The following is a 21050-nucleotide window of genomic DNA, read 5'->3' on the forward strand; positions in this document are numbered from 1 at the left end:
TTTTTATCATATTTTTATTTTCGGGGATTTTTTTGTCACTTAGCTGTCAGTACTTATGTTAGGGTATGATTTTTGTATTTACTCAACTAATTCATTAAATTTACAAGACCAATATTTTATATTATGGATGATAATTTTTCACCAAGAGTAAAAGATGTAATCACTTACAGTAAAGAAGAGGCACTACGTTTGGGTCATGACTTTATTGGAACTGAACATCTAATGTTGGGGATTTTACGAGATGGAAATGGTAAAGCAATAAACATACTTAATAATCTATCTATAGATTTAGAGCATTTGCGCAGAAAAGTCGAAATATTAAGCCCAGCAAATCCTAATGTTGAAGCAAGCAATGAAAAGAAGAATCTTCATTTGACGCGTCAAGCCGAAAGAGCATTAAAGACGACTTATCTGGAGGCTAAAGTTTTTCAGAGCCCTTCCATTAGCACCGCACACTTATTGTTGTGTATTTTGAGAAACGAAAATGATCCCACAACCAAGCTGTTGAATAAGATGAAAATCGATTACGATTCAGCTAAAGAACAATATTTGAATATGACACCAAACAGCGAAGAAGAATTTTTGAATGACTTGCCTAAAAACGAATCTTATAATGACGATTCCGGACAAGATGACAGCTTAAAAGAAGGTGCTTTTAATACGCCAGCCAGCAAATCCAATAAAAAATCAAAAACTCCGGTTTTAGACAACTTTGGACGTGATTTGACAGAAATGGCAGAAGAAGGCAAATTAGACCCTGTTGTTGGACGTGAAAAAGAAATTGAGCGTGTTTCACAGATTTTAAGTCGAAGAAAAAAGAACAATCCACTTTTAATTGGTGAGCCAGGTGTAGGTAAATCAGCTATTGCTGAAGGACTTGCTTTGAGAATCATCCAAAAGAAAGTTTCACGTATCTTATTCAACAAACGCGTTGTTACACTTGATTTGGCCAGCTTAGTTGCCGGAACCAAATACCGTGGACAGTTTGAAGAGCGTATGAAAGCCGTAATGAACGAGTTGGAAAAGAATGACGATATTATTCTATTTATAGATGAAATCCACACTATTGTTGGAGCTGGCGGAGCTACAGGCTCGCTTGATGCTTCTAATATGTTCAAACCGGCTCTAGCAAGAGGCGAAATCCAATGTATTGGAGCAACAACTCTTGATGAGTACCGTCAATATATAGAAAAAGATGGCGCTTTGGAAAGACGTTTTCAGAAAGTAATTGTTGAGCCTACTTCTGTTGCAGAGACTATTACGATTTTGAATAACATCAAAAACAAATACGAAGATCACCATAACGTAACCTACACTCCTGAAGCTATTGAGGCTTGTGTGAAATTAACAGACCGATATATGTCGGAACGTTTCCTTCCGGACAAAGCTATTGATGCTTTAGATGAAGCGGGTTCACGTGTTCATATTACTAATATTGATGTTCCAAAGCAGATTTTAGATTTGGAGCGTCAATTAGAAGAAGTCAGAGAGCTTAAAAATACGGTTGTTAAAAAACAAAAGTATGAAGAGGCTGCTAAACTTCGTGATGACGAAAAACGGATTGAAAAAGATTTAGCAATAGCACAAGAACAATGGGAAGAAGATTCTAAAAACAATCGTATTCAGGTTACAGAAGATAACGTTGCCGATGTAGTTTCGATGATGTCCGGGATTCCTGTAAACAGAATTGCTCAAACTGAAAGCAATAAATTAGCTAAACTACCTGAACTAATTGAAAATAAAGTAATTGGACAAAAAGAAGCGGTAATGAAAATTGCCCGTTCTATCCAAAGAAATCGTGCTGGATTAAAAGATCCGAATCGCCCTATTGGTTCCTTTATTTTCTTAGGACAGACTGGTGTTGGAAAAACACAATTGGCTAAAGTTATTGCTAAAGAATTATTCGATTCTGAAGATGCATTGGTTCGTATTGATATGAGCGAATACATGGAAAAATTTGCGATTTCAAGATTGGTTGGAGCGCCTCCGGGATATGTTGGATATGAAGAAGGCGGACAATTGACTGAAAAAGTTAGAAGAAAACCTTACTGTGTAGTGCTTTTAGACGAGATTGAAAAAGCGCACCCTGACGTTTTCAACATGATGTTACAGGTTTTGGACGATGGGTACCTGACAGATAGTTTAGGACGCAAAATCGATTTCAAAAACACTATTATTATTATGACATCAAACGTTGGAGCTAGACAATTGAAAGATTTTGGTCAAGGCGTTGGTTTTGGAACAGCTGCAAAAGTATCTCAAGCTGATGAAAATGCTAAGAGTGTTATTGAAAATGCTTTGAAAAAAGCTTTTGCACCTGAGTTTTTAAATAGAATTGATGATGTTATCGTATTCAACGCTCTTGAAAAAGAACATATCGATCAGATTATCGAAATCGAATTGAAAAAACTATATGCCAGAATTGCTGAATTAGGCTATACCTTGGAATTGTCTGAAAAAGCAAAAGCGTTTATTGCAGATAAAGGTTTTGATAAACAATTTGGAGCCAGACCTCTAAAAAGAGCGATTCAGAAATATGTAGAAGATGCTTTGGCAGAAGAAATCATTACTTCTAAAATTAGTACCGGAGACCTTATATTTATGGATCTGGATGAAACGTCACAAGAATTGACTGTTCAAATTAAAAAAGCAGAAGAACCTGCTAATTAACAGGTTTTACTATATCTAATTTCAAGCCACTGAATTAGAGACAGATGAGAGTTCAAACAAGAATTTTCAAAGTCCTAAATCAGTGGCTTGATTATTTTAATTCAATAAGAAGTTACTTTTCTATGCCTTATTCTTTTTGCCGTTGATTTAAAGATGTAAGGTATTATTCTTGCTCAGTTCTTATTATTAATAATTACAAAAAATTAATTTTTGATTCTAAAATAAATAGTACTTTAGTCTATTGTTACAATCAATACTTGCTATGTCTACAAACAAAGTTATCCTTGGAAGTGAAGAATGGTGTTCATTTCCGGAATTAGGAATTCCTCTTATAAAGGCTCGAGTTGACTCTGGTGCCAAAACATCTGCACTTCACGCAGTTAACATCGCTCCTTTTGTCAGGGATGGTGAAAGCTGGGTCAAATTTGATATCAATCCCATACAGAACAACCTTAAGACCATCATCCATTGTGAAGCACTTTTGGTTGACAAAAGAATCGTAAAAAGTTCCAGCGGATTCCGCGAACAGCGCTATGTTATCCGTACTACACTTGATTTTGGTGAACATAAGTGGTCAATCGAAATGACTTTGACCAACAGAGACTCGATGGGATTCAGGATGCTTTTGGGTCGAGAAGCCATGAGCGGACGTGTTTTAGTAGATCCTGAACAGAAATATCTTTTGGGGCAACCTTCCAGTGAAAAATTAAAAGAGCTTTATCATAATTCAGAAAGAGCAAAAACAGGTTTAAAAATAGGTCTCCTGGCTAGTAACCCGGAACTTTATTCCAACAAAAGAATTATAGAAGCCGGCGAGCAGCGCGGACACGAAATGCATTTCCTGAATATCAAGGAATGTTACATGAAATTGGATGCTACAAAGCCAGAAATTCACTATCGTGGCGGTAAAATCTTAAGCGATTTTGACGCTGTAATTCCTCGAATCCGTCCAAGTATAACCTTTTATGGCTGTGCGCTTACCCGCCAGTTTGAAGCAATGAAGGTTTTTTGCCTTAACTCGGCTTCAGCTATTACACAATCGCGAGATAAACTATATTCTTTACAATTGTTGCTCAACCATGGTGTTGATATACCAACTACAGGATTTGCCAATTCTCCTTTAGACACAGACGATTTGATCAAAATGGTAGGCGGTTCTCCCCTAATCGTAAAATTATTAGAAGGAACTCAAGGAAAAGGTGTCGTTTTGGCAGAAACAAAAAAGGCGGCAGAAAGTGTTATCAATGCTTTTAAAAGCCTAAATGCTAATATTCTGGTTCAGGAATTTATCAAAGAAGCTAACGGAAAAGACATACGTTGTTTTGTAATTGACGGAAAAGTGGTAGCTGCTATCCAACGCGAAGCCTTACCTGGAGAATTCAGGGCCAATATCCATCTTGGAGGTACTGCTTCAATCATTAAAGTGACTTCAGAAGAAAAAAGAATCGCTATCAAAGCTGCCAAGGCAATGAATCTAAAAGTTGCCGGAGTAGATATCATCCGCTCTTCAAAAGGTCCGCTTCTTTTAGAAGTAAACTCATCCCCCGGCCTCGAAGGTATTGAAGGAGCAACAAACAAAGATATTGCCGGTGAAATGATTAAGGCGATTGAGAAAAACTTTAAGTGGAAATAATGAATCCGTATCTTGATATTATCCTGCGAAGTATAGCCGTATATTTTTTTATGGTTATAGCCTTGCGGGTTTTCGGGAAAAAAGAATTGTCACAGCTCAACACTGCAGATGTCATATTGATTCTTCTTATCAGTAACTCTGTCCAAAATGCAATGGTTGGAAGCGATACTTCTTTATGGGGCGGACTTGTTGCAGCGGGTGCTTTGTTTCTGATTAACTTTATCTTGAAAAAGCTGATGTTCCGCTATAAAGCGGTCAATAATTTATTACAGCAGAAACCGGAGGTGCTGGTCCACAATGGAGCAATTGATTTCAAGACACTAGCTCGGCTTGGAATTACTTCAGATGAAATGCTTGAAGCTATGCACGAACACGGTGTTGAATATTATAAAGATGTCAAATATGCCTTTTTAGAAATAGACGGCAATATCAGTATTATTTCAGGCAATGATAATTTAAAACAGACGCATTACAAAAGAAAACGAAATCACAAAACCTTAAATGGTATAAATTAAAATAAAAAAGCAGGCTGTTAGCCTGCTTTTTTATTTATTTAGTTTTGGATACTTTCATCAATCTGGAAACTTTTCAAGAAAGCGATTGTTTTCTCAATATCGTAGTGTAAGATTCTATCTTCGCTAACTAATGGCACATCTTCTCTATAAGTTTTTATAAACATTTCAATGAAATCACTTGATTTTAATGGCTCTCTAAAGTGGATTGCCTGTGAAGCATTCATCAGTTCGATAGCAAGAATACGCTCTAAATTATCCATAATACGCAATGTTTTTGTAGCTCCATTGGCACCCATGCTCACATGATCTTCCTGTCCGTTAGAAGAAACAATACTGTCAATGCTGGCAGGAGTTGCCAATTGTTTGTTCTGGCTTACGATACTGGCGGCAGTGTATTGCGGAATCATAAATCCTGAATTCAATCCCGGATTATCTACTAAAAATGCTGGAAGTCCTCTCAATCCGGAAATTAGCTGATAGGTTCTTCTTTCTGAAATATTACCTAGTTCTGCCAAAGCAATTCCTAAGAAATCCAAAGCCAATGCCAAAGGCTGTCCGTGGAAATTACCTCCGGAAATAATCTGGTCACTATCAATAAAAACGTTAGGATTATCGGTTACCGAATTAATTTCAGTTTTAAACACTTTCTTTACATAATCAATCGCATCTTTCGAAGCACCATGTACTTGCGGAATACAACGGAAAGAATACGGATCTTGTACATGCTGTTTCTTTTGCGAAATAATTTCACTTCCCTCTAAAAACTCAGTAACTCTATTTGCAGTAACAATTTGTCCTTTATGGGGGCGTATGAAATGAATTAACTCATTAAAAGGTTCGATTCTTCCATCAAATGCTTCCAAAGAAACCGTTCCAATTAAATCAGCCAGGTACGAATATTTTGCAGCACGTATAAGAATATGTGCGCCATAAGCATTCATAAACTGGGTTCCATTCAGCAATGCCAATCCTTCTTTAGATTTTAACTGAATCGGATGCCAGCCAAAATGATTTAACACGTCAATAGAATCGTGTTTTTTGTCATTAAAATAAACTTCACCTTCTCCAATCAAAGGCAATGATAAATGAGCTAAAGGCGCTAAATCACCTGAAGCTCCTAAAGAACCTAATTCATATACAATTGGGAAAATATCATTATTATAAAAATCAATCAAACGTTCTACTGTTACCAACTGAACTCCTGAATAACCGTAGCTTAATGATTGGATTTTTAGCAAAAGCATCATCTTAACAATCTCTCTTGGCACTTCCGCACCTGTTCCGCAAGCATGCGATTTTACGAGATTCTCCTGTAATTTGGTAAGATTTTCGTTTGATATCTTTATGTTATACAAAGAACCGAAACCAGTATTGATTCCATAAATAGGCTCTTCGTGAGATTCCATCTTTTTGTCAAGATAATCACGGCATTTCTGAATATTGACTTTTGCCTCTTCAGACAAGGCCAATGTCTTGTTATGGCTGATAATTTCTTCTAAATTTTCTAACGAAAGTAATTCCCCGCTTATATAATGTGTATTGTCCATTTTTTTTGATTATTGATGCCTCAAAATTCCGCAAATACTATCAAAAAAGCAACTATTGTCAATCTGTTTTTGAAAAATTTGGGAAATCGGCGTTGAAATATTTCTTTAGGATTACTTTTTTGCCAATTTATTTTCTGTAATTCTATAATTTAAGCATTATCAGCTTTTGGCTGATAAACTTTATTAATCTTCGTTCATGATTTTTTCACGATACTTTTTGCCTATCAGAAGTGATAACTTAGTTTTATAATCCTCTACCAGCCATTCACGGTAATTTTTACTGCTTTTGCTTAGGCAGTTGGTAAAATATCGGATTCTGCATTCTATGTCTTCAGAAAGTAGTTTTGAAAGATTTTTAGCTTCATTGATCGTTTCTGCATTATCAACACACATGGAAGCATGCTGATCCAGAGATTTATCCAAAACTACTTTGGAACGAAGGTTTTGGGAAATGGCAATCCTGTGTTCATCTTCCACATCAAACTCAACAACAGCCGTGTTGGCAAATTTGGCACGAATCTCCGGCGACATCATATATTTGAAATGCAATTCGATTTCAGTGTCATTGCGAAGGCTTTCCAGATAAAACTCAGGCGATTTAAAAATATGCTGCCAGTCTATCGGATCGCTCCATAAACCAAAGCGCGCGGCATTATTTCCAAGATCTATTACCGTAAAGTTATCTTTATGAGGCAATTTTCTGGAACCGCGGCCAATCATCTGAAAATATAAGGTTAGCGATTTAGTTGCCCTGTTTAATATGATAGTTTCAACTGTTGGCTCATCAAATCCAGTTGTCAAAATCCCAACTGAAGTCAGGATTGCATCTGGCGTATGCTTGAACCATGATAAAATTTCTTTTCTTTCTTCGTTTGAAGTAGTATTATCCAAATGTTTGATAGGATATCCTGCTTCTTTGAATGTTTCATATACATACAAAGAAGTATGAATTCCGTTATTGAAAATCAAAGTCTTTTTTCCTAATGATTTTTCTGTATAGGCATGCAATAGTTTTTCCTGCATGACCATATTTGTATAAAGATCATCGGAAGATTTAACCGTATAGTCCCCGTTGATTCCAACTTTTAATGAAGTCAGCCCAACATCATAGCTGTAAGTAACGGCCTTTGCCAGATACCCATTTTCAATCAGCTTGTTTATAGGATCGCCAATTATGAGTTCATCATAATTTTCGTTCATCGGAAGTTTTATGTTAGAGCTTAAAGGCGTAGCCGTAACGCCTAATATAAAAGAGTTCTTGAACGACGACAGCAGTTTTCTAAAAGAATTATAATGAGCTTCGTCAATAATAACCAGCCCGATATTTCCAATTTTTAATTTTTCATCATTCAACCTGTTTTTCAAGGTTTCAACCATAGCAACAAAACAAGAATATTCGTCCTGGTCAGGCAATTCCTTGATTTTGCTGTTGATGATTTTATTCTTGACATTGAAACCTTTAAGCATTTTTGAAGTCTGCTTGCAAAGTTCAATCCGGTGTGTCAGTACCAGTACTTTTTTGTCGTTGTACGAAAGATAGCGTCTTACGATTTCAGAAAACACGACAGTCTTTCCTCCTCCTGTTGGAAGCTGGTAGAGCAAATGATGATTGCGCGGAGCATTGTTGATCCGTTCAAAAATCGCATCTATATCCCCCTGCTGGTAAGCATAAAGTTCTTTTTTTTCTTCGATCTCTAATTCTAGGTTTTTTTGGGACATTTGCGATTTTGGATAATTTGCAAAAGTACAGACTAAAAAGGGTTATAGGGAGTTTTTTGGGCTTTATTTTAAAAAAAATTATGGAAATATTAAGAAAGGGTATAATGCTATTCGATTACAAATGAACTAATTTTGAAAATCAAGGATTTTTTATCCTGATAATACTGTGCTATCCATGCTGAATTATGATGACTTTACGATAGAAATGGCAACCCGTCTTCAAAATGAGATGATGGACAGTATTTCTCTGAAAACCCGAAACAAAAATATCAGTACAATTGCCGGAGCAGATATTTCGCATGAAGTAGGCAGTTCTAAATTATATGCCGGTATTGTGATTTTGAGCTATCCGGATTTGATTCCTATTTCTTATTCTCTGGCAGAAGGCGAATCCCAATTTGAATACAAAGCAGAATATTTAGCCTTCAGGGAAGTTCCTACACTGATAAAAGCCTGGGAACAGATTCCTATAAAACCTGATTTGCTGATCCTCGACGGACAAGGAATCACACATCCGAGAAAAATGGGAATCGCGTCACATTTTGGACTGCTTACAGATCATCCCACAATAGGCTGTGCCAAAAATATGCTTCACGGAAAATATGATGTTTTAGAAGATGAGAAATTTAGCTACCGCCCTATTTATAAAAATCAAGAAAAATTAGGATTTGCCCTCCGTACAAAAACAAATGTCAAACCCGTTTTTATTTCACCCGGACATCACGTTTCTGTTGAAGACAGCCTGGAAATTATGAATCAGACTGTCCAAAAATACAGAATTCCTGAACCTACAAGACAGGCGCATGTCATGGTCAATTTATTCCGTACCGGACAACGTCAAGCAGGATATCACGAGTTGGATGTACAGCTCCCGTTATTTTAAAACCTTATTCTACAAGGTCAAAAAGCCTTTCAAACTCTTCTTTGTTTTCCCAATTTTGCCTGAATGCGGCATCTTTAATTTCAAGTATCCTATTTTTAAATTCCGATACCATTCCGTTTTCTATAGCGTATTTAACCACCTGCTCAAAGGAGTTCAGCATACTTTTGTAAAAAGATGCGTAACGTATTTCTCTCCTGGCTGTATATTTCTGGGCTACTTCAATATTATGAAACATCAAATCTACAACCACAAAAGGATCTACACCAAGGCTTAAAAAGTGCTTGATGTATTTTTGCGCCACAGAACGTCGTAATTTGGCCCGTTTCCCTTTGAGGGGAAAATATTCATTCGATACCTTTAATTTGGCTTCCTGAAGCAGTTTATCTTCCTTAGGATTAAACACAAAATCATAATAGGTCTTAACGTCAGAGAATTTCTCATACAGTTCCAACAGTTGTTCTTCCAGCTGTTCTTTATCTAATTCTTTAAGATATTTTTTTAAATCTCTTTTGCTCATTTCAGAATTCTCTTTTTACAAATATACTATTATCCTACGATTGCTGCTACTCTGTCAAATTTGGCAGATAGCCTTATTCTTCCTTTTAATCCTCATCAAGAATGCTTAAATTTGACAAATCTCTAAAAAAATTCCATGGAAGATCAGATAAAAGTAACTCCCGCAGAAAAATGGATTATCAACCCTCTAAATAATTTTATCAGTAAGTCTACTACAGGTGGTATTCTTCTTTTTATTGCTGCTGTAGTGGCTATTTTTCTGGCTAATTCTGACTGGAAAGATTGGTATCATCACATTTGGGAACATAAAATTGGTTTTTCTATTAATGATGAACTGTATCTTAATTACAGTATCCATCATTGGGTAAATGACGGATTGATGGCTGTTTTCTTTTTTGTTGTTGGTTTGGAACTTAAAAGAGAAATGATTGGAGGCGAACTATCACAACCTAAAAAAGCGTTATTGCCTATTGTGGCGGCCATTGGAGGAATGGTTTTTCCGGCACTGATTTATACCATCTTTAATTTTGGAACTGATTCATCTCATGGATGGGGAATCCCGATGGCTACCGATATTGCCTTTGCTTTGGGTGTTTTATATCTTTTAGGAGATAAAATACCTGCAACGTTAAAAATATTTTTGACAGCCCTGGCAATTGTAGACGATTTGGGTGCTGTTTTGGTAATCGCATTTTTCTACACGGCTTCTATTAATAGTATTGCCCTAGGTATTGGGCTTGGCTTTTTTGTTTTTCTGCTGATCTGTAATAGGCTTGGAGTCCGAAATATTTTATTTTATGCTTTGGTCGGAATTGCAGGCGTCTGGCTTCCTTTTCTTCTTTCCGGCGTTCATGCAACTATTGCTGCGGTTTTGGTAGCTTTTACAATTCCTGCAGGTTCAAGGATAGATGAAGCACTATTTATTTCAAAAATCAAAACCCGATTAAATCAGTTCAAAGAGCTTGATCCTACTGATGCTCCTACTCTTTCCGAAGATCAGCTTCACGTTTTGCAAGATATTCGTAAATTATCCAAAGATGCCATGTCACCACTCCACAGGCTTGAACATGGATTACATTCACTAGTCAGCTTTATTATCATGCCTGTTTTTGCATTGGCTAATGCAGGAGTTACATTTTCCAGCGGTATTATTGAAAATGCAACAAGCTCTGTAACCCTAGGTGTTATTTTTGGCTTATTGGCCGGAAAGGTAATTGGCGTATATGGAGTATCTTCTTTAATGATACGGTTCAAATGGGCAAGTCTTCCGGATGGGCTGACTAATAAAAGTCTTTTTGGAGTAGGATTTTTGGCGTCAATCGGATTTACGATGTCCCTTTTTGTCACCAATCTTGCTTTTGAAAATCCAGAATATGAACTGCAGGCAAAATTGGGTATTTTTGCAGCATCATTGGTTGGAGGAATAGCCGGTTATTTTCTACTGTCTAAAAATAATAATCCCGAAAATTCAATTACTAATTCATAAATTCATACTTCTTACAATGCTTAAACTTTTTAAAATCGTCGCTCTACTAGAAGGTATTTCTTACCTTGTATTATTTGGAAATATGCTAATCGTTAAAGGAAGCAATCCAGAATTATACAAAACCCTTCTGTTTCCTATTGGAATGACACACGGGCTCTTATTTATAGCATATATCATCTTAGCCATCATGTTAAAAATCGAACTTAACTGGAGTGCTAAAAAATTCGGAATTATTGTTCTGGGTTCCGTAATACCTTTTGGTGCTTTTTACGTTGAGAAGAAATATCTAAGTACTGAAACAAACTAAAATATGATCGAGAAAATATTTAATTGGACATATAAACTCTTTAAAGACTGGGGCTATAGCGACACAGTATCTTCGTATGCGAATGTTGCCGTAAACTTTATTCTGCTTGGAATAGCCGTCTTTATAATCCATTATATATTCAAGAAAATATTAATCGAAGTTTTTAGCAGCATTGCTCAAAGAACAGAAACTCAGTTTGACGATTTGCTCGTGGCTAACAAAACCACAAAGTATATTGCCTATCTGATTCCGCTTCTTTTTGTCAATGTAACCGTTCCGATCATTCTGAAGAATTTTGCCTATTGGGAAGGATTCTTCAGAAAAGGATTGGAAATATATATCGTATTCCTAGTTCTTTGGATTATACGAAGTATTTTAAATGCCGTAAAAGACTATCTTAAACGACTACCCGATTTCAATGATAAGCCAATAGACAGCTACATACAGGTATTTATGATCGTACTCTGGATTTTTGGAGTTACGACTATTGTACTGATTCTTTTTGAAACTTCTTTTACTACACTGTTTGCAACGTTTGGGGCTATTTCAGCTATTGTCATTCTGATTTTTAAGGATACGATTTTAGGATTTGTAGCCAGTATTCAGGTTTCAGTAAATGATCTGGTACGTATTGGCGATTGGGTAACTTTTGAAAAATATGGTGCCGATGGTGATGTAATCGAAATTAACCTGGCTACTGTAAAAGTGCGTAATTTTGATAATACTACAACAACAATCCCTACTTATAGCTTGATTTCTGATTCTTTCAAAAATTGGCGCGGTATGCAGAATTCAGGCGGGAGAAGAATTAAAAGATACATTCTTATTAAAGCGAATAGTGTACGTTTCTTACATACAGATGAATTGGAAGGCTTGAAAAAAATACAGCTCGTCAGTTCTTATATTGAACACCGTCAGCAAGATATCGACAAATACAACACCAATAATAATGTTGATAAAAGCCTGACTATTAATGGTAGGAATATGACTAACTTAGGATTGTTCCGAAAATATATCAATCAATATCTGGCAAACCATCCCGGAATAAATAAAGATATGACGATGATGTGCCGTCATTTGCAACCTACAGAAAAAGGTATTCCGATTGAAGTCTATGCCTTCTCAAATGACAAGCGCTGGATCAATTATGAATATATTATGGCCGATATTTTTGACCATATTATTGCTGCCGTATCTTATTTTGATCTGGAAATCTACGAACTGCCTTCTGAAAAAGGAGTACATACAGAATAAATTATTTTTTGAGCCTGTCCCTGACAAATTCAATTGCGGTCTTGCCATGAATTGATGGACGTCCAAAACTGTCCAGATTTACCATAGTTATAGAATTGACCGTAATAATGGTTTCTTTTGTCATAATATTTCTCACTTCACATTTTAGCGTCAGCGATGTCTTTCCAAACTTCACTACGTCAATCCCAATTTCAACAATATCGCCTTGTTTGGCAGAACTGATAAAATTGATTTCCGACATGTGTTTGGTTACAACACGTTCATTCTCTAGTTGGATTATGGAGTATAAAGCCGCTTCTTCATCAATCCATGACAAAAGCTTACCTCCAAATAATGTTTGGTTTGGGTTTAAATCTTCCGGTTTTACCCATTTTCTGGTATGAAATCTCATAATCTTATTTTGACATTACAAAATTAACAATTCTCACCTATTAAAATCAGATTCGATCAGGATTAAAACCACTAAAATTTCTTAAAATCATGCCAAAATTCCCTCTTAAACCTTCCCAACTTCCAATTTTAGCCTTTTTGAAAATCTGTAGGATTTAAGCCTCTTTCCTTCTACTCATAACCAGCAATTAATCAATAAGATACCTAAAAACAAGGCATTAAAACTTTTCATTTATCGGTCATAAAAAAAAGTTATAGAATTATTAAAAAAAACATAAACATGGGAATTATATAACAAAAAGTAAGAAATGTTAAAATTCTATGGTATATCTTTGCCTCAGAATTGTTGCATAAAAAGAGAAAAATTAAATTAAAATCCATTAAGAATTATGAAAAAGAATTTACCATTATTATCGTTTTTATTGCTGGCTTTCGCCACTGCAAACGCACAAGATTCTGCTGTAACAGTAGAGAAAGCTCCGGCAGATGGCTACAACAAATGGTCGATTGAAGTAAACGGAGGGGTAAATAAGCCAACCAGGTCAATGACAGATGGTTATTATACTTCAACATTAAATCTATTCCATGCTGATTTGGGTGTGAGATATATGTTCAATCCTAAATTTGGTTTGAAATTAGATTTCGGTTATGACAAATTCAAAGAACATGATGACAGTAATCCATTTGAAAGCACGTATTTAAGAACAAGCCTTCAAGGAGTTGTCAACTTAGGAAGAGTATTGAACTTTGAAGACTGGACTGATACATTTGGTTTATTGGTTCATGGTGGATTTGGTGTATCTCAATTGTCTTCTAAAGATGGTTTTGACGGAGAAGATTACATGGGTAACGGAATCTTAGGGATTACAGGTCAGGTGAAATTAAGCAACAGCGTTGTATTAACCGGAGATCTTACGGGAATTGTACATGGTAAACAAAACTATAATTTTGACGGTCATGGACCAACAACTACCGGAACTTTCGATGGTACATTATTAAATGCTTCTGTAGGTTTGACATTCTACCTTGGTAAAAACGAAAAACATGCTGACTGGTATTCTGAAACTAAGTTCGACGAGCTGAAAGCTCTTGAAGAAAGAGTTGGAATGATTGAAACCGGATTGGCTGATTCTGATAAGGATGGTGTGCCGGATATGTATGACCTAGAGCCAAACTCTATTGCAGGAGTTGCTGTAAATACAAAAGGACAATCTATTGATAGAAATCAAAATGGTGTGCCTGATGAACTGGAAAGCTACTTAGATAAAAAGTACGGACAAAATGGTAAAGCTACTGCTTCAAACAGTACAATTGAAGAGCTAATCAATGGAGGTTATGTCAATGTGTATTTTGACTTTAATTCAGCCAAGCCAACAACTACTTCTCTATCTGGTGTTGATTTCTTAGTGAAATACCTAAAAGCAAATCCATCCGCTAATGCAGAAATCATTGGTTATGCAGACGAAATAGGAAACTCAGACTATAACAAAGACTTGTCACAAAGAAGAGCAAATTCTGTAAAAGATATTGTTGTCAATTCAGGAATCAGCGCTTCAAGACTTACCGTTATTGGAAACGGTGAAGATACTTCTGTGAATAAAAATTCTAAAGAAGCCCGTCAAATCGTAAGAAGAGTTACTTTCAGAGTTAAATAATTTCTTCATAAATATTTCAAAACCGCTGTAGCAATACGGCGGTTTTTTTTATCTTTAAAAGAAAAACCATGGAAAACAGAGACACTTTCATTTCTGAATTCAGAGGTGAAACTTTAGGAACAGTCACAAACGAGTCTTCATCTGATGAAATTTTTCAAAACCAGGTTATACGCCCGATACTAAAACTCCAAAACGATCTTTTTATTGATGTCTTTAGAAATTATATTTCGAAGTATAAAAATGATTTCTATAGCTATTCTGTTGAAAAGAAACTGGCTTATATCGAAAACTCTATCCATAAGGACATCAAGTTTCGTAATTCGCTTAAAGGAATCGTTATCGGATTATTTACGATACATGAGTATAGCGAATACATAAAAAATTCATCTTCCTTAAATAAAAGAATGATGAATTTGTTGATTGAAAGACTAAAAAATCAAGTACAACTTTTTGAACTACAAGAGGAATAAATAAAAAAAGAGGCTTTTTGCCTCTTTTTTGTTTTTAATTTGCTTTCTGAAGAATTGCTTTAGTTCCATCAGGATTAAGAAGATAAAGTTTGTCTTTCTTAATCTGATAGGTGGTTGTGCTTTGCAGTGCTTTTACAAACAATTTTTCTGTATTATAATTAGGACACATCATTTCAGTAGTAACGATATCTGTAAATCGCAATACTTCTTTTTCATAAAATAACCTGCCTCCCATTCCGTTACAACCGGCAAAACCAGTAAATTTAGATTGTTCGGCATTAATTTCGATACCCGGTAATTTCTTTTCAAAGTCTTTCGGATTCACTTTTTTGCCTTCCAATTCTTCTAAAACCCAATTACCTTGCAATTGCTTGTCAACAATATAATTCCCGCAGCCTTTCAGTTCTTTAAAATCCTTGTCTTTGCCTCTTTTTAAAGATGCTTTTACGTTATAATTATATTCATTATCAGACATGCCATCTGAACATTTGCCCTGCTGTATTGTAAACTTTAAATGGATGCTGTCTGATTTTGCTTCATACGAAATAACGTTGGCATCCATTGCCCTATTCGGTTTTTCATAAGGAAGGGTAAAATTCTTTTCGGTTTCGGGTGAAGTAAAGCGGACTGAATCTTTCATGATTTCAATTCCCCAAAAAGGTTCTGTTCCTGATGCTTTAAAAAAAGCCTCACTTAGCTTCTCAACCGGAGCAACGGTGTCTTTCACCACTGAAAGAGAATCGGCTCCGCTAACCTCTTTGTCGGCAGACTTTGGCTTGCAATTAATAAACAGAAAGCATAAAGCTGCCAGCGTAATTATTGATCTTTTTTTCATGGGATTTATTTTTTAATAAAAGATAATACCTTTGTGTTGTTTCCATCGTATAATTTAAGTTTATCTCCTTGTATTTTAAACTTTTGTACTGAATTAAACAAGGTCATAAATTTACCTTCACCGGTTCCTTGGCAGGCCATTTTTGTCTGAGCAATAGGTCCGAAACTAATCTTATCTTCTTTAATCGTATAGCTTCCCGACATTGAATTACATCCTGAATTGCCGGAGATACGGCTTTCAGTCTTGTCAAAATTCAGTACTGGAATTTTCGCAAATTCTCTTTTGTCAATTGGATCTCCAAATGTTTGTTCTAATTCCCAACTGCCCGTAGAAAGTTCAGCAACAGCTTCATTTCCTTTTTTACAGCTGCATGATTGTAATCCGACTAAAATTATAGCGCAGATTACCGTTAAAAGTTTAGTTTTCATATTTTTTATTATTTGGTTGAGACATAAATATACGCATTCCATAGCAGAGTATAAAATCAGAAAGGATATTTAGAGTTCAAAAAACTGTCAGGAAATCTATATATTAGAGAATAGAAGAATAGATTTTGGCTGGCCAACCTCAAATTTAGAACTGGTTTTGGGCACAGATTAAAATAATTACACAGATTTTAAGAACTCTGTATAAAATACATTCTCTTTTACCATGAATATGCAAACCTTAGCCCCTCAGAACCTTATCGCCTTAGTACCTTTACAAAAGTCCATTATACTTCCTAATAAACCATTCCGCAGCAAGCGAAATTGCAATTAGCACCAAGAGCCATATCCAATCTACCAAAGGAGTTTTTTTGATGATTTCTTTTTGAGTGGCCTTGTATTCGTCATTTTGCAAGAGTGCCTTTATAAGCTCTTCAGTCTGATTCGGGTGAAAAACTTTTCCTTGGGTTTGAGAAGCCAATTGCGTCAGTTTGTTCAGGTCAGGGTTTACAAATTGTCTTTCAATATCAAAATCCAATACTTCAAAAAAACCGTTGTAGGTATTTTTGGATTGCGCCTCTACTACTTTAAAGCTGTATTCGCCGGCCGAAAGTCCGTCAAGGTTGACCTTATAGGAATTATTACCTTTTAAAAGGTCGTAGTTTTTAGTTTGCTTTGTTTTTTTATTTGTGATTGAGATTGTAAGTCTGGCATTTTCATCAAACTCGTAGTTCTTATTAAAATACTGAGCCGTAATTTCAATCGCTTCGCCTGAATTATAGAAGTTTTCATGATTAACTACAAGTGATTTCCTGGCGTTATTGGATGCCAAAAACTGTATGGTCTTATCTACAAAAACATCAAATTTGTCATACGATTGGTTATCGATATGACTTTGCAGTCTCCATTTCCAGATGTTTTCGCCTAAAAGAAATGCGTTTCTTTTTCCCTGGTTTTCGGAATAAGCTAATAAAGGCGAACCGGTATTGACATTTCGGATACGTGATGAAACTAACACTTCTACATTTTCTTTTACCGTAACGGTTCCAAAAGCATTTTGCAATGGCGGCAGATTTTCAAAACCAATATTATCAATAGCAAACAGATTAAACTGAGCATTAAAATCAGACAGATAATCTTCTTTTTGTCCGCTCATTTTGAATTGCAATGTGTTCTGCTGTTGATTCAGGAAATTAAAATCCGTATTCGTTCCTGTTATAATCCAGGTATTCAATCCCGCTAGTTTATTCGCTTCAAAAACAGATTTAAATTCTGCTGTTGGTTGATATAAAATCAAGATATTATAATCTTGTAATGAACTGATTTTATTTGGATTGACTATTGTTACCTTACGTTGTAGATTAGTTTCTATTGAGCGCTTTAAAGCACCAATATCGGGATGATTAATTGCTGTAATGATGGCCACTTCCGACTTTTGATCGATGACTTCAACAGCAAAATTTTTGTGGTTATTATAGGTGTTTTTTTCTGCCTCTTTAGACGTTATAGATGCTTTAAAAACCTGTACTCCTATTTTGTCTGCTGGCAATAAAACATTTAGTACGGCGGTTTTCTTTGAAGGTGTAAAAGAAACACTTTGCTTTGTCAGGACAGCATTGCCTTGTGAAATACTAAAATCGGCCGCAATACTTTTGTTTCCAGAATATTGAAGAAATACTTCTACCGGGAATTTATTTTTGTGGAAAGCATATTTATTGACATTGAGCTGGCTGATTTTTAAATCCAGAAAAGTGGTAGTATCTCCAAGAATTACAGGAAATACTTTATTGTTCGGATTAAAGCTGTAAACATAATCATTCCCAGAAGTTTGGTTTCCATCTGTCAGGATAACTGTTGGAAATGCCGTATTCTTATTAATGCTTTTTAGGTTCTTTGCAACTTCATCCAGATTAGTCTGCGTTCCTTTAAAATCAAAATTGTCAGACAGTTCAAATTCATTTGAAAATTGGTACGACTGTATGTCAAATTTCTCCTGAAGCCTTGAATCAGAAACCAGTTTTTTATAAATATCCAAAGCGGTTTTGTTTGCTTTTAATTCTGTTATAGAACTTGAATTGTCAACAACAACAGACAATGGTGTTTTTACTATATCCAGAGTACTGGTCGTGATTTTTGGATTGATTAGCAACAGTAATATTCCAAAAATAGAGAAGAAACGTAAAAAAGCTAAAAGTAGCTGAGTTCTGGATTTATTTTTAGCCCTAAAAAAATATTGAAAAAAAGACAAACCTCCTGCTATTAGTATTGAAAGTAAGAGTAATAATATGGTGTTTGTCGTCATTTAATCAAGGTATTTTAAAACAAGAAACTTGTAATTGGAAATTACGAATTATGAATTACGAATTACGAATGTAAAATCCGTAATTCGTAATTTGAAATTTATAATTGATTAAGTCAGCATTCCGCCATCAACATTCATAACTTGACCTGTAATATAAGCACTCATATCAGAAGCTAAGAAAAGACAAGCATTTGCTACATCTTCAGTTGTTCCGCCACGCTTTAATGGAATAGCGTCTCTCCATCCTTGAACAACATCTTCGTTTAGTTTTCCTGTCATTTCAGTTTCAATAAAACCTGGAGCGATTGCATTGCAACGGATGTTTCTTGAACCAAGCTCTAAAGCAACAGATTTTGTAAACCCGATTACTCCGGCTTTTGAAGCAGCGTAGTTAGTTTGTCCGGCATTACCCTTCACTCCTACTACAGAACTCATATTTATAATAGAACCCGCACGGTTTTTAAGCATGGTTTTCTGAACCGCTTTTGTCATGTTGAAAACAGACTTCAGATTTACTTCGATTACTTTGTCGAAATCTTCTTCTGAAATACGCATTAGCAGATTGTCTTTTGTGATCCCCGCATTGTTGATCAAAATATCTATATTTCCAAAAGTTGCGATTACGTCATCTACTAGTTTTTGCGCTTCATTAAAATCAGCAGCATTAGACTGATATCCTTTAGCTTTTACACCAAGAGCTATCAATTCATCTTCCAAAATTTTAGCCGCTTCGGCAGATGAACTATAAGTGAATGCCACATTTGCGCCGTGCTTTGCAAAAACTTCTGCAATTCCTCTACCAATTCCTCGGCTGGCGCCTGTAATGATCGCTGTTTTTCCTTCTAGTAATTTCATTATAAAATATATTTAGTTTGTCTTTGTTGAGTGACAAATATAAGAATTCAATCGCAATACTGTAAGACAAGCCTTTAAACTTTAAGGAATTTATCTATCCTTTTGTTCCATGTTTTACTGTAAATCGCAATCAGCGTAAAAATCAGCAATATATAAACATACCATGCGTTTGCAATAAGGTCAATCACATCCAATCTACCTTTAGCAAAATTCAAAATAAGCAATACTTGTGCACCATACGGAAGAATTCCCTGCACAATACAACAAAAAATATCCAAAATCGCAGCTGTTTTTTTAGGACTCAGTTCGTATTCGTCACTTATTTCTTTGGCAATGGCTCCGGTAATTACAATAGAAACGGTGTTATTGGCAATAGCCAGGTTGGTAACGCTTACCAAAGTGCCAATACCCATTTGTGCTGATTTTTTGCTCTTAATTTTTGATTTTATCTTTTGCAGTACATAATCAATACCGCCCGCTTTTTCAACTAGAGCAGCCAATCCGCCTGTTAGCATTGACAAGAGGAAAATATCAGTCATGCTTAAAAAACCTTCATAGTTTTTCTGCATAAAACTCAATACGGTAAAATCGTGTTGGGCAAAACCAATAATTCCTGCAACCAATATCCCGATCAATAAAGTAACAAAAACATTTAGGCCGGAAACAGCCAGACCTATTACTAAAATGTATGGCATTATTGTAATCAGTTCATAACTTTCTTTTTCAATGGCTACAGGGCTTATTTCTGAGTTAAATCCCAAATAGAACAGCAATAGTATTGTGATGAAAGATGCCGGAAGCGCAATAAAAAGATTGACTTTAAATTTATCCCGCATTTCACAGCCAAGTGATTGTGTGGCAGCAATTGTCGTGTCTGATATAATCGAGAGATTATCTCCCAACATCGAACCGCCAAGTAACGAACCGGCAATTAAAGGCATAGAAGCACCACTTTTATCAGCCAGACTGATAGCAATTGGCCCCAAAGCTACAATCGATCCTACTGAAGTTCCTGTTGCAGTTGATAAAAATGAGGCAATTAAAAAGATACCCAACGGGAAATACTGAGCATCGATCGTGCTGATTCCTATATTTACAACTGCATCAACAGCTCCCATCGCTTGAGTAACAACAGCAAAAGCTCCAGACAGCAGATAAATAAGACACATCGTAATAATCTGGTTGTTTCCGCAGCCTTTTATCAGCGTATCGACTTTTGCCTCAATAGATTCCCTGAAAAGTAAAAAGGCTACAATAATACCAAAGGTTACTGCTATTGGTGACGGCAAAGCATAGAAATCATTGAGTAGGATTCCCGCTCCAAGGAAGGTAAAAATAAAAACAAAAAAGGGCAATAAGGCTACTAACGAACCCTGGGTTTTAAGATGTTTCATCATCGATTGCTTAAAAATTAATAAAGCTCACGACGAAAAGCAAACTGAAAAAAGTGTAGGATGGCAACATTTTTTCCAAAAGATTTGGCTTATCGTTTTAGCACCTTGCTTGTTGTTGCAGGTTGCTATCTCTTTATGAGATTCGTGATAACTGATGCAAATATAGAGTATATTTTAAATTATATTTAGTCGAA

The 21050-nt window shown here is 35.7% G+C and carries 18 protein-coding genes and 1 riboswitch; of the genes, 9 read left to right on the forward strand and 9 right to left on the reverse strand.

Features of this window, described 5'->3' with window-relative positions; all coding sequences use genetic code 11:
* Positions 1–123: 123 nt before the first annotated feature.
* The 3 genes from ABH942_RS09360 to ABH942_RS09370 all read left to right on the forward strand — a co-directional run bounded on the left by ABH942_RS09360 (position 124) and on the right by ABH942_RS09370 (position 4818).
* Entirely contained in the window at positions 124–2670 is a 2547-nt protein-coding gene (locus ABH942_RS09360; RefSeq protein ID WP_370031344.1) for an ATP-dependent Clp protease ATP-binding subunit, read from the forward strand.
* Positions 2671–2932: 262 nt separating this feature from the next.
* The gene (gene rimK, locus ABH942_RS09365) at positions 2933–4303 is read left to right on the forward strand and encodes a 30S ribosomal protein S6--L-glutamate ligase (RefSeq protein WP_370031346.1); all 1371 of its coding nucleotides are present in this window, start codon (positions 2933–2935) and stop codon (positions 4301–4303) included.
* Positions 4303–4818: a DUF421 domain-containing protein gene (locus ABH942_RS09370; RefSeq protein WP_370031348.1), complete on the forward strand. Its 516-nt coding sequence runs from the start codon at positions 4303–4305 to the stop codon at positions 4816–4818. Before rimK ends, ABH942_RS09370 begins: the two co-directional genes overlap by 1 nt.
* A gap of 38 nt (positions 4819–4856) precedes the next feature.
* Here ABH942_RS09370 and hutH read toward each other — a convergent pair whose 3' ends face one another.
* Entirely contained in the window at positions 4857–6365 is a 1509-nt protein-coding gene (hutH, locus tag ABH942_RS09375) for a histidine ammonia-lyase (RefSeq protein ID WP_370031350.1), read from the reverse strand.
* A 183-nt stretch (positions 6366–6548) separates the two neighbouring features.
* Complete coding sequence (locus ABH942_RS09380; protein ID WP_370031352.1) at positions 6549–8084, reverse strand: DEAD/DEAH box helicase; 1536 nt, start codon at positions 8082–8084, stop codon at positions 6549–6551.
* Between the two features lie 175 nt (positions 8085–8259).
* On the opposite strand from ABH942_RS09380, the gene ABH942_RS09385 reads away from it, so the two are divergent.
* Complete coding sequence (locus ABH942_RS09385; protein ID WP_370031354.1) at positions 8260–8967, forward strand: endonuclease V; 708 nt, start codon at positions 8260–8262, stop codon at positions 8965–8967.
* Between the two features lie 4 nt (positions 8968–8971).
* On the opposite strand, the gene ABH942_RS09390 is transcribed toward ABH942_RS09385, so the two are convergent.
* Positions 8972–9484 carry a DUF6155 family protein gene (locus ABH942_RS09390; protein ID WP_370031355.1) on the reverse strand — a complete coding sequence of 171 codons (513 nt, stop codon included), beginning with the start codon at positions 9482–9484 and terminating at the stop codon, positions 8972–8974.
* Positions 9485–9619: 135 nt separating this feature from the next.
* Here ABH942_RS09390 and nhaA point away from each other — a divergent pair, with 135 nt between their 5' ends.
* The 3 genes from nhaA to ABH942_RS09405 are packed head-to-tail and all read left to right on the forward strand — an operon-like array spanning position 9620 to position 12530.
* Positions 9620–10969, forward strand: a complete 1350-nt coding sequence (gene nhaA / locus ABH942_RS09395; RefSeq protein WP_370031357.1) for a Na+/H+ antiporter NhaA — start codon at positions 9620–9622, stop codon at positions 10967–10969.
* Between the two features lie 16 nt (positions 10970–10985).
* A complete protein-coding gene (locus ABH942_RS09400) occupies positions 10986–11276 on the forward strand; it encodes a DUF3817 domain-containing protein (protein WP_370031358.1) in 291 nt (96 codons plus the stop codon).
* 3 nt (positions 11277–11279) lie between these two features.
* Positions 11280–12530 (forward strand): mechanosensitive ion channel family protein, encoded by a 1251-nt coding sequence (locus ABH942_RS09405; RefSeq protein ID WP_370031360.1) that lies wholly within the window; start codon positions 11280–11282, stop codon positions 12528–12530.
* A gap of 1 nt (position 12531) precedes the next feature.
* On the opposite strand, the gene ABH942_RS09410 is transcribed toward ABH942_RS09405, so the two are convergent.
* The gene (locus ABH942_RS09410) at positions 12532–12921 is read right to left on the reverse strand and encodes an acyl-CoA thioesterase (protein ID WP_370031362.1); all 390 of its coding nucleotides are present in this window, start codon (positions 12919–12921) and stop codon (positions 12532–12534) included.
* Positions 12922–13309: 388 nt separating this feature from the next.
* Here ABH942_RS09410 and ABH942_RS09415 point away from each other — a divergent pair, with 388 nt between their 5' ends.
* Both ABH942_RS09415 and ABH942_RS09420 read left to right on the forward strand, forming a co-directional pair.
* Positions 13310–14575, forward strand: a complete 1266-nt coding sequence (locus tag ABH942_RS09415; protein ID WP_370031364.1) for an OmpA family protein — start codon at positions 13310–13312, stop codon at positions 14573–14575.
* Positions 14576–14643: 68 nt separating this feature from the next.
* Positions 14644–15045, forward strand: a complete 402-nt coding sequence (locus ABH942_RS09420) for a glyoxalase (protein ID WP_370031366.1) — start codon at positions 14644–14646, stop codon at positions 15043–15045.
* Positions 15046–15079: 34 nt separating this feature from the next.
* On the opposite strand, the gene ABH942_RS09425 is transcribed toward ABH942_RS09420, so the two are convergent.
* From ABH942_RS09425 to ABH942_RS09445, 5 genes are all read right to left on the reverse strand, one after another.
* Positions 15080–15880, reverse strand: coding sequence for an META domain-containing protein (locus ABH942_RS09425; RefSeq protein WP_370031368.1), 801 nt, complete (start codon positions 15878–15880; stop codon positions 15080–15082).
* Between the two features lie 5 nt (positions 15881–15885).
* Positions 15886–16308, reverse strand: a complete 423-nt coding sequence (locus ABH942_RS09430; RefSeq protein ID WP_370031369.1) for an META domain-containing protein — start codon at positions 16306–16308, stop codon at positions 15886–15888.
* Positions 16309–16579: 271 nt separating this feature from the next.
* Positions 16580–18607 (reverse strand): hypothetical protein, encoded by a 2028-nt coding sequence (locus ABH942_RS09435; RefSeq protein ID WP_370031371.1) that lies wholly within the window; start codon positions 18605–18607, stop codon positions 16580–16582.
* A gap of 108 nt (positions 18608–18715) precedes the next feature.
* A complete protein-coding gene (gene fabG / locus ABH942_RS09440; RefSeq protein ID WP_370031373.1) occupies positions 18716–19462 on the reverse strand; it encodes a 3-oxoacyl-[acyl-carrier-protein] reductase in 747 nt (248 codons plus the stop codon).
* A 74-nt stretch (positions 19463–19536) separates the two neighbouring features.
* Entirely contained in the window at positions 19537–20856 is a 1320-nt protein-coding gene (locus ABH942_RS09445) for a Na+/H+ antiporter NhaC family protein (protein ID WP_370031375.1), read from the reverse strand.
* A 59-nt stretch (positions 20857–20915) separates the two neighbouring features.
* Positions 20916–21012: riboswitch (SAM-I-IV-variant riboswitch) on the reverse strand.
* Between the last annotated feature and the right edge of the window lie 38 nt (positions 21013–21050).

Source organism: Flavobacterium sp. 28YEA47A, assembly GCF_041262125.1.
GTDB lineage: Bacteria > Bacteroidota > Bacteroidia > Flavobacteriales > Flavobacteriaceae > Flavobacterium.

What these genes read in the sequence shown, in the direction of transcription:
- ABH942_RS09430 (WP_370031369.1), bottom strand. Translation starts at nt 16,308, where the DNA reads ATGAAAACTAAACTTTTAACGGTAATCTGCGCTATAATTTTAGTCGGA.
- ABH942_RS09385 (WP_370031354.1), top strand. Translation starts at nt 8,260, where the DNA reads ATGCTGAATTATGATGACTTTACGATAGAAATGGCAACCCGTCTTCAA.
- ABH942_RS09415 (WP_370031364.1), top strand. Translation starts at nt 13,310, where the DNA reads ATGAAAAAGAATTTACCATTATTATCGTTTTTATTGCTGGCTTTCGCC.
- fabG (WP_370031373.1), bottom strand. Translation starts at nt 19,462, where the DNA reads ATGAAATTACTAGAAGGAAAAACAGCGATCATTACAGGCGCCAGCCGA.
- ABH942_RS09435 (WP_370031371.1), bottom strand. Translation starts at nt 18,607, where the DNA reads ATGACGACAAACACCATATTATTACTCTTACTTTCAATACTAATAGCA.
- ABH942_RS09360 (WP_370031344.1), top strand. Translation starts at nt 124, where the DNA reads ATGGATGATAATTTTTCACCAAGAGTAAAAGATGTAATCACTTACAGT.
- ABH942_RS09380 (WP_370031352.1), bottom strand. Translation starts at nt 8,084, where the DNA reads ATGTCCCAAAAAAACCTAGAATTAGAGATCGAAGAAAAAAAAGAACTT.
- ABH942_RS09425 (WP_370031368.1), bottom strand. Translation starts at nt 15,880, where the DNA reads ATGAAAAAAAGATCAATAATTACGCTGGCAGCTTTATGCTTTCTGTTT.
- nhaA (WP_370031357.1), top strand. Translation starts at nt 9,620, where the DNA reads ATGGAAGATCAGATAAAAGTAACTCCCGCAGAAAAATGGATTATCAAC.
- rimK (WP_370031346.1), top strand. Translation starts at nt 2,933, where the DNA reads ATGTCTACAAACAAAGTTATCCTTGGAAGTGAAGAATGGTGTTCATTT.
- ABH942_RS09445 (WP_370031375.1), bottom strand. Translation starts at nt 20,856, where the DNA reads ATGAAACATCTTAAAACCCAGGGTTCGTTAGTAGCCTTATTGCCCTTT.
- ABH942_RS09370 (WP_370031348.1), top strand. Translation starts at nt 4,303, where the DNA reads ATGAATCCGTATCTTGATATTATCCTGCGAAGTATAGCCGTATATTTT.
- ABH942_RS09410 (WP_370031362.1), bottom strand. Translation starts at nt 12,921, where the DNA reads ATGAGATTTCATACCAGAAAATGGGTAAAACCGGAAGATTTAAACCCA.
- ABH942_RS09400 (WP_370031358.1), top strand. Translation starts at nt 10,986, where the DNA reads ATGCTTAAACTTTTTAAAATCGTCGCTCTACTAGAAGGTATTTCTTAC.
- ABH942_RS09420 (WP_370031366.1), top strand. Translation starts at nt 14,644, where the DNA reads ATGGAAAACAGAGACACTTTCATTTCTGAATTCAGAGGTGAAACTTTA.
- hutH (WP_370031350.1), bottom strand. Translation starts at nt 6,365, where the DNA reads ATGGACAATACACATTATATAAGCGGGGAATTACTTTCGTTAGAAAAT.
- ABH942_RS09405 (WP_370031360.1), top strand. Translation starts at nt 11,280, where the DNA reads ATGATCGAGAAAATATTTAATTGGACATATAAACTCTTTAAAGACTGG.
- ABH942_RS09390 (WP_370031355.1), bottom strand. Translation starts at nt 9,484, where the DNA reads ATGAGCAAAAGAGATTTAAAAAAATATCTTAAAGAATTAGATAAAGAA.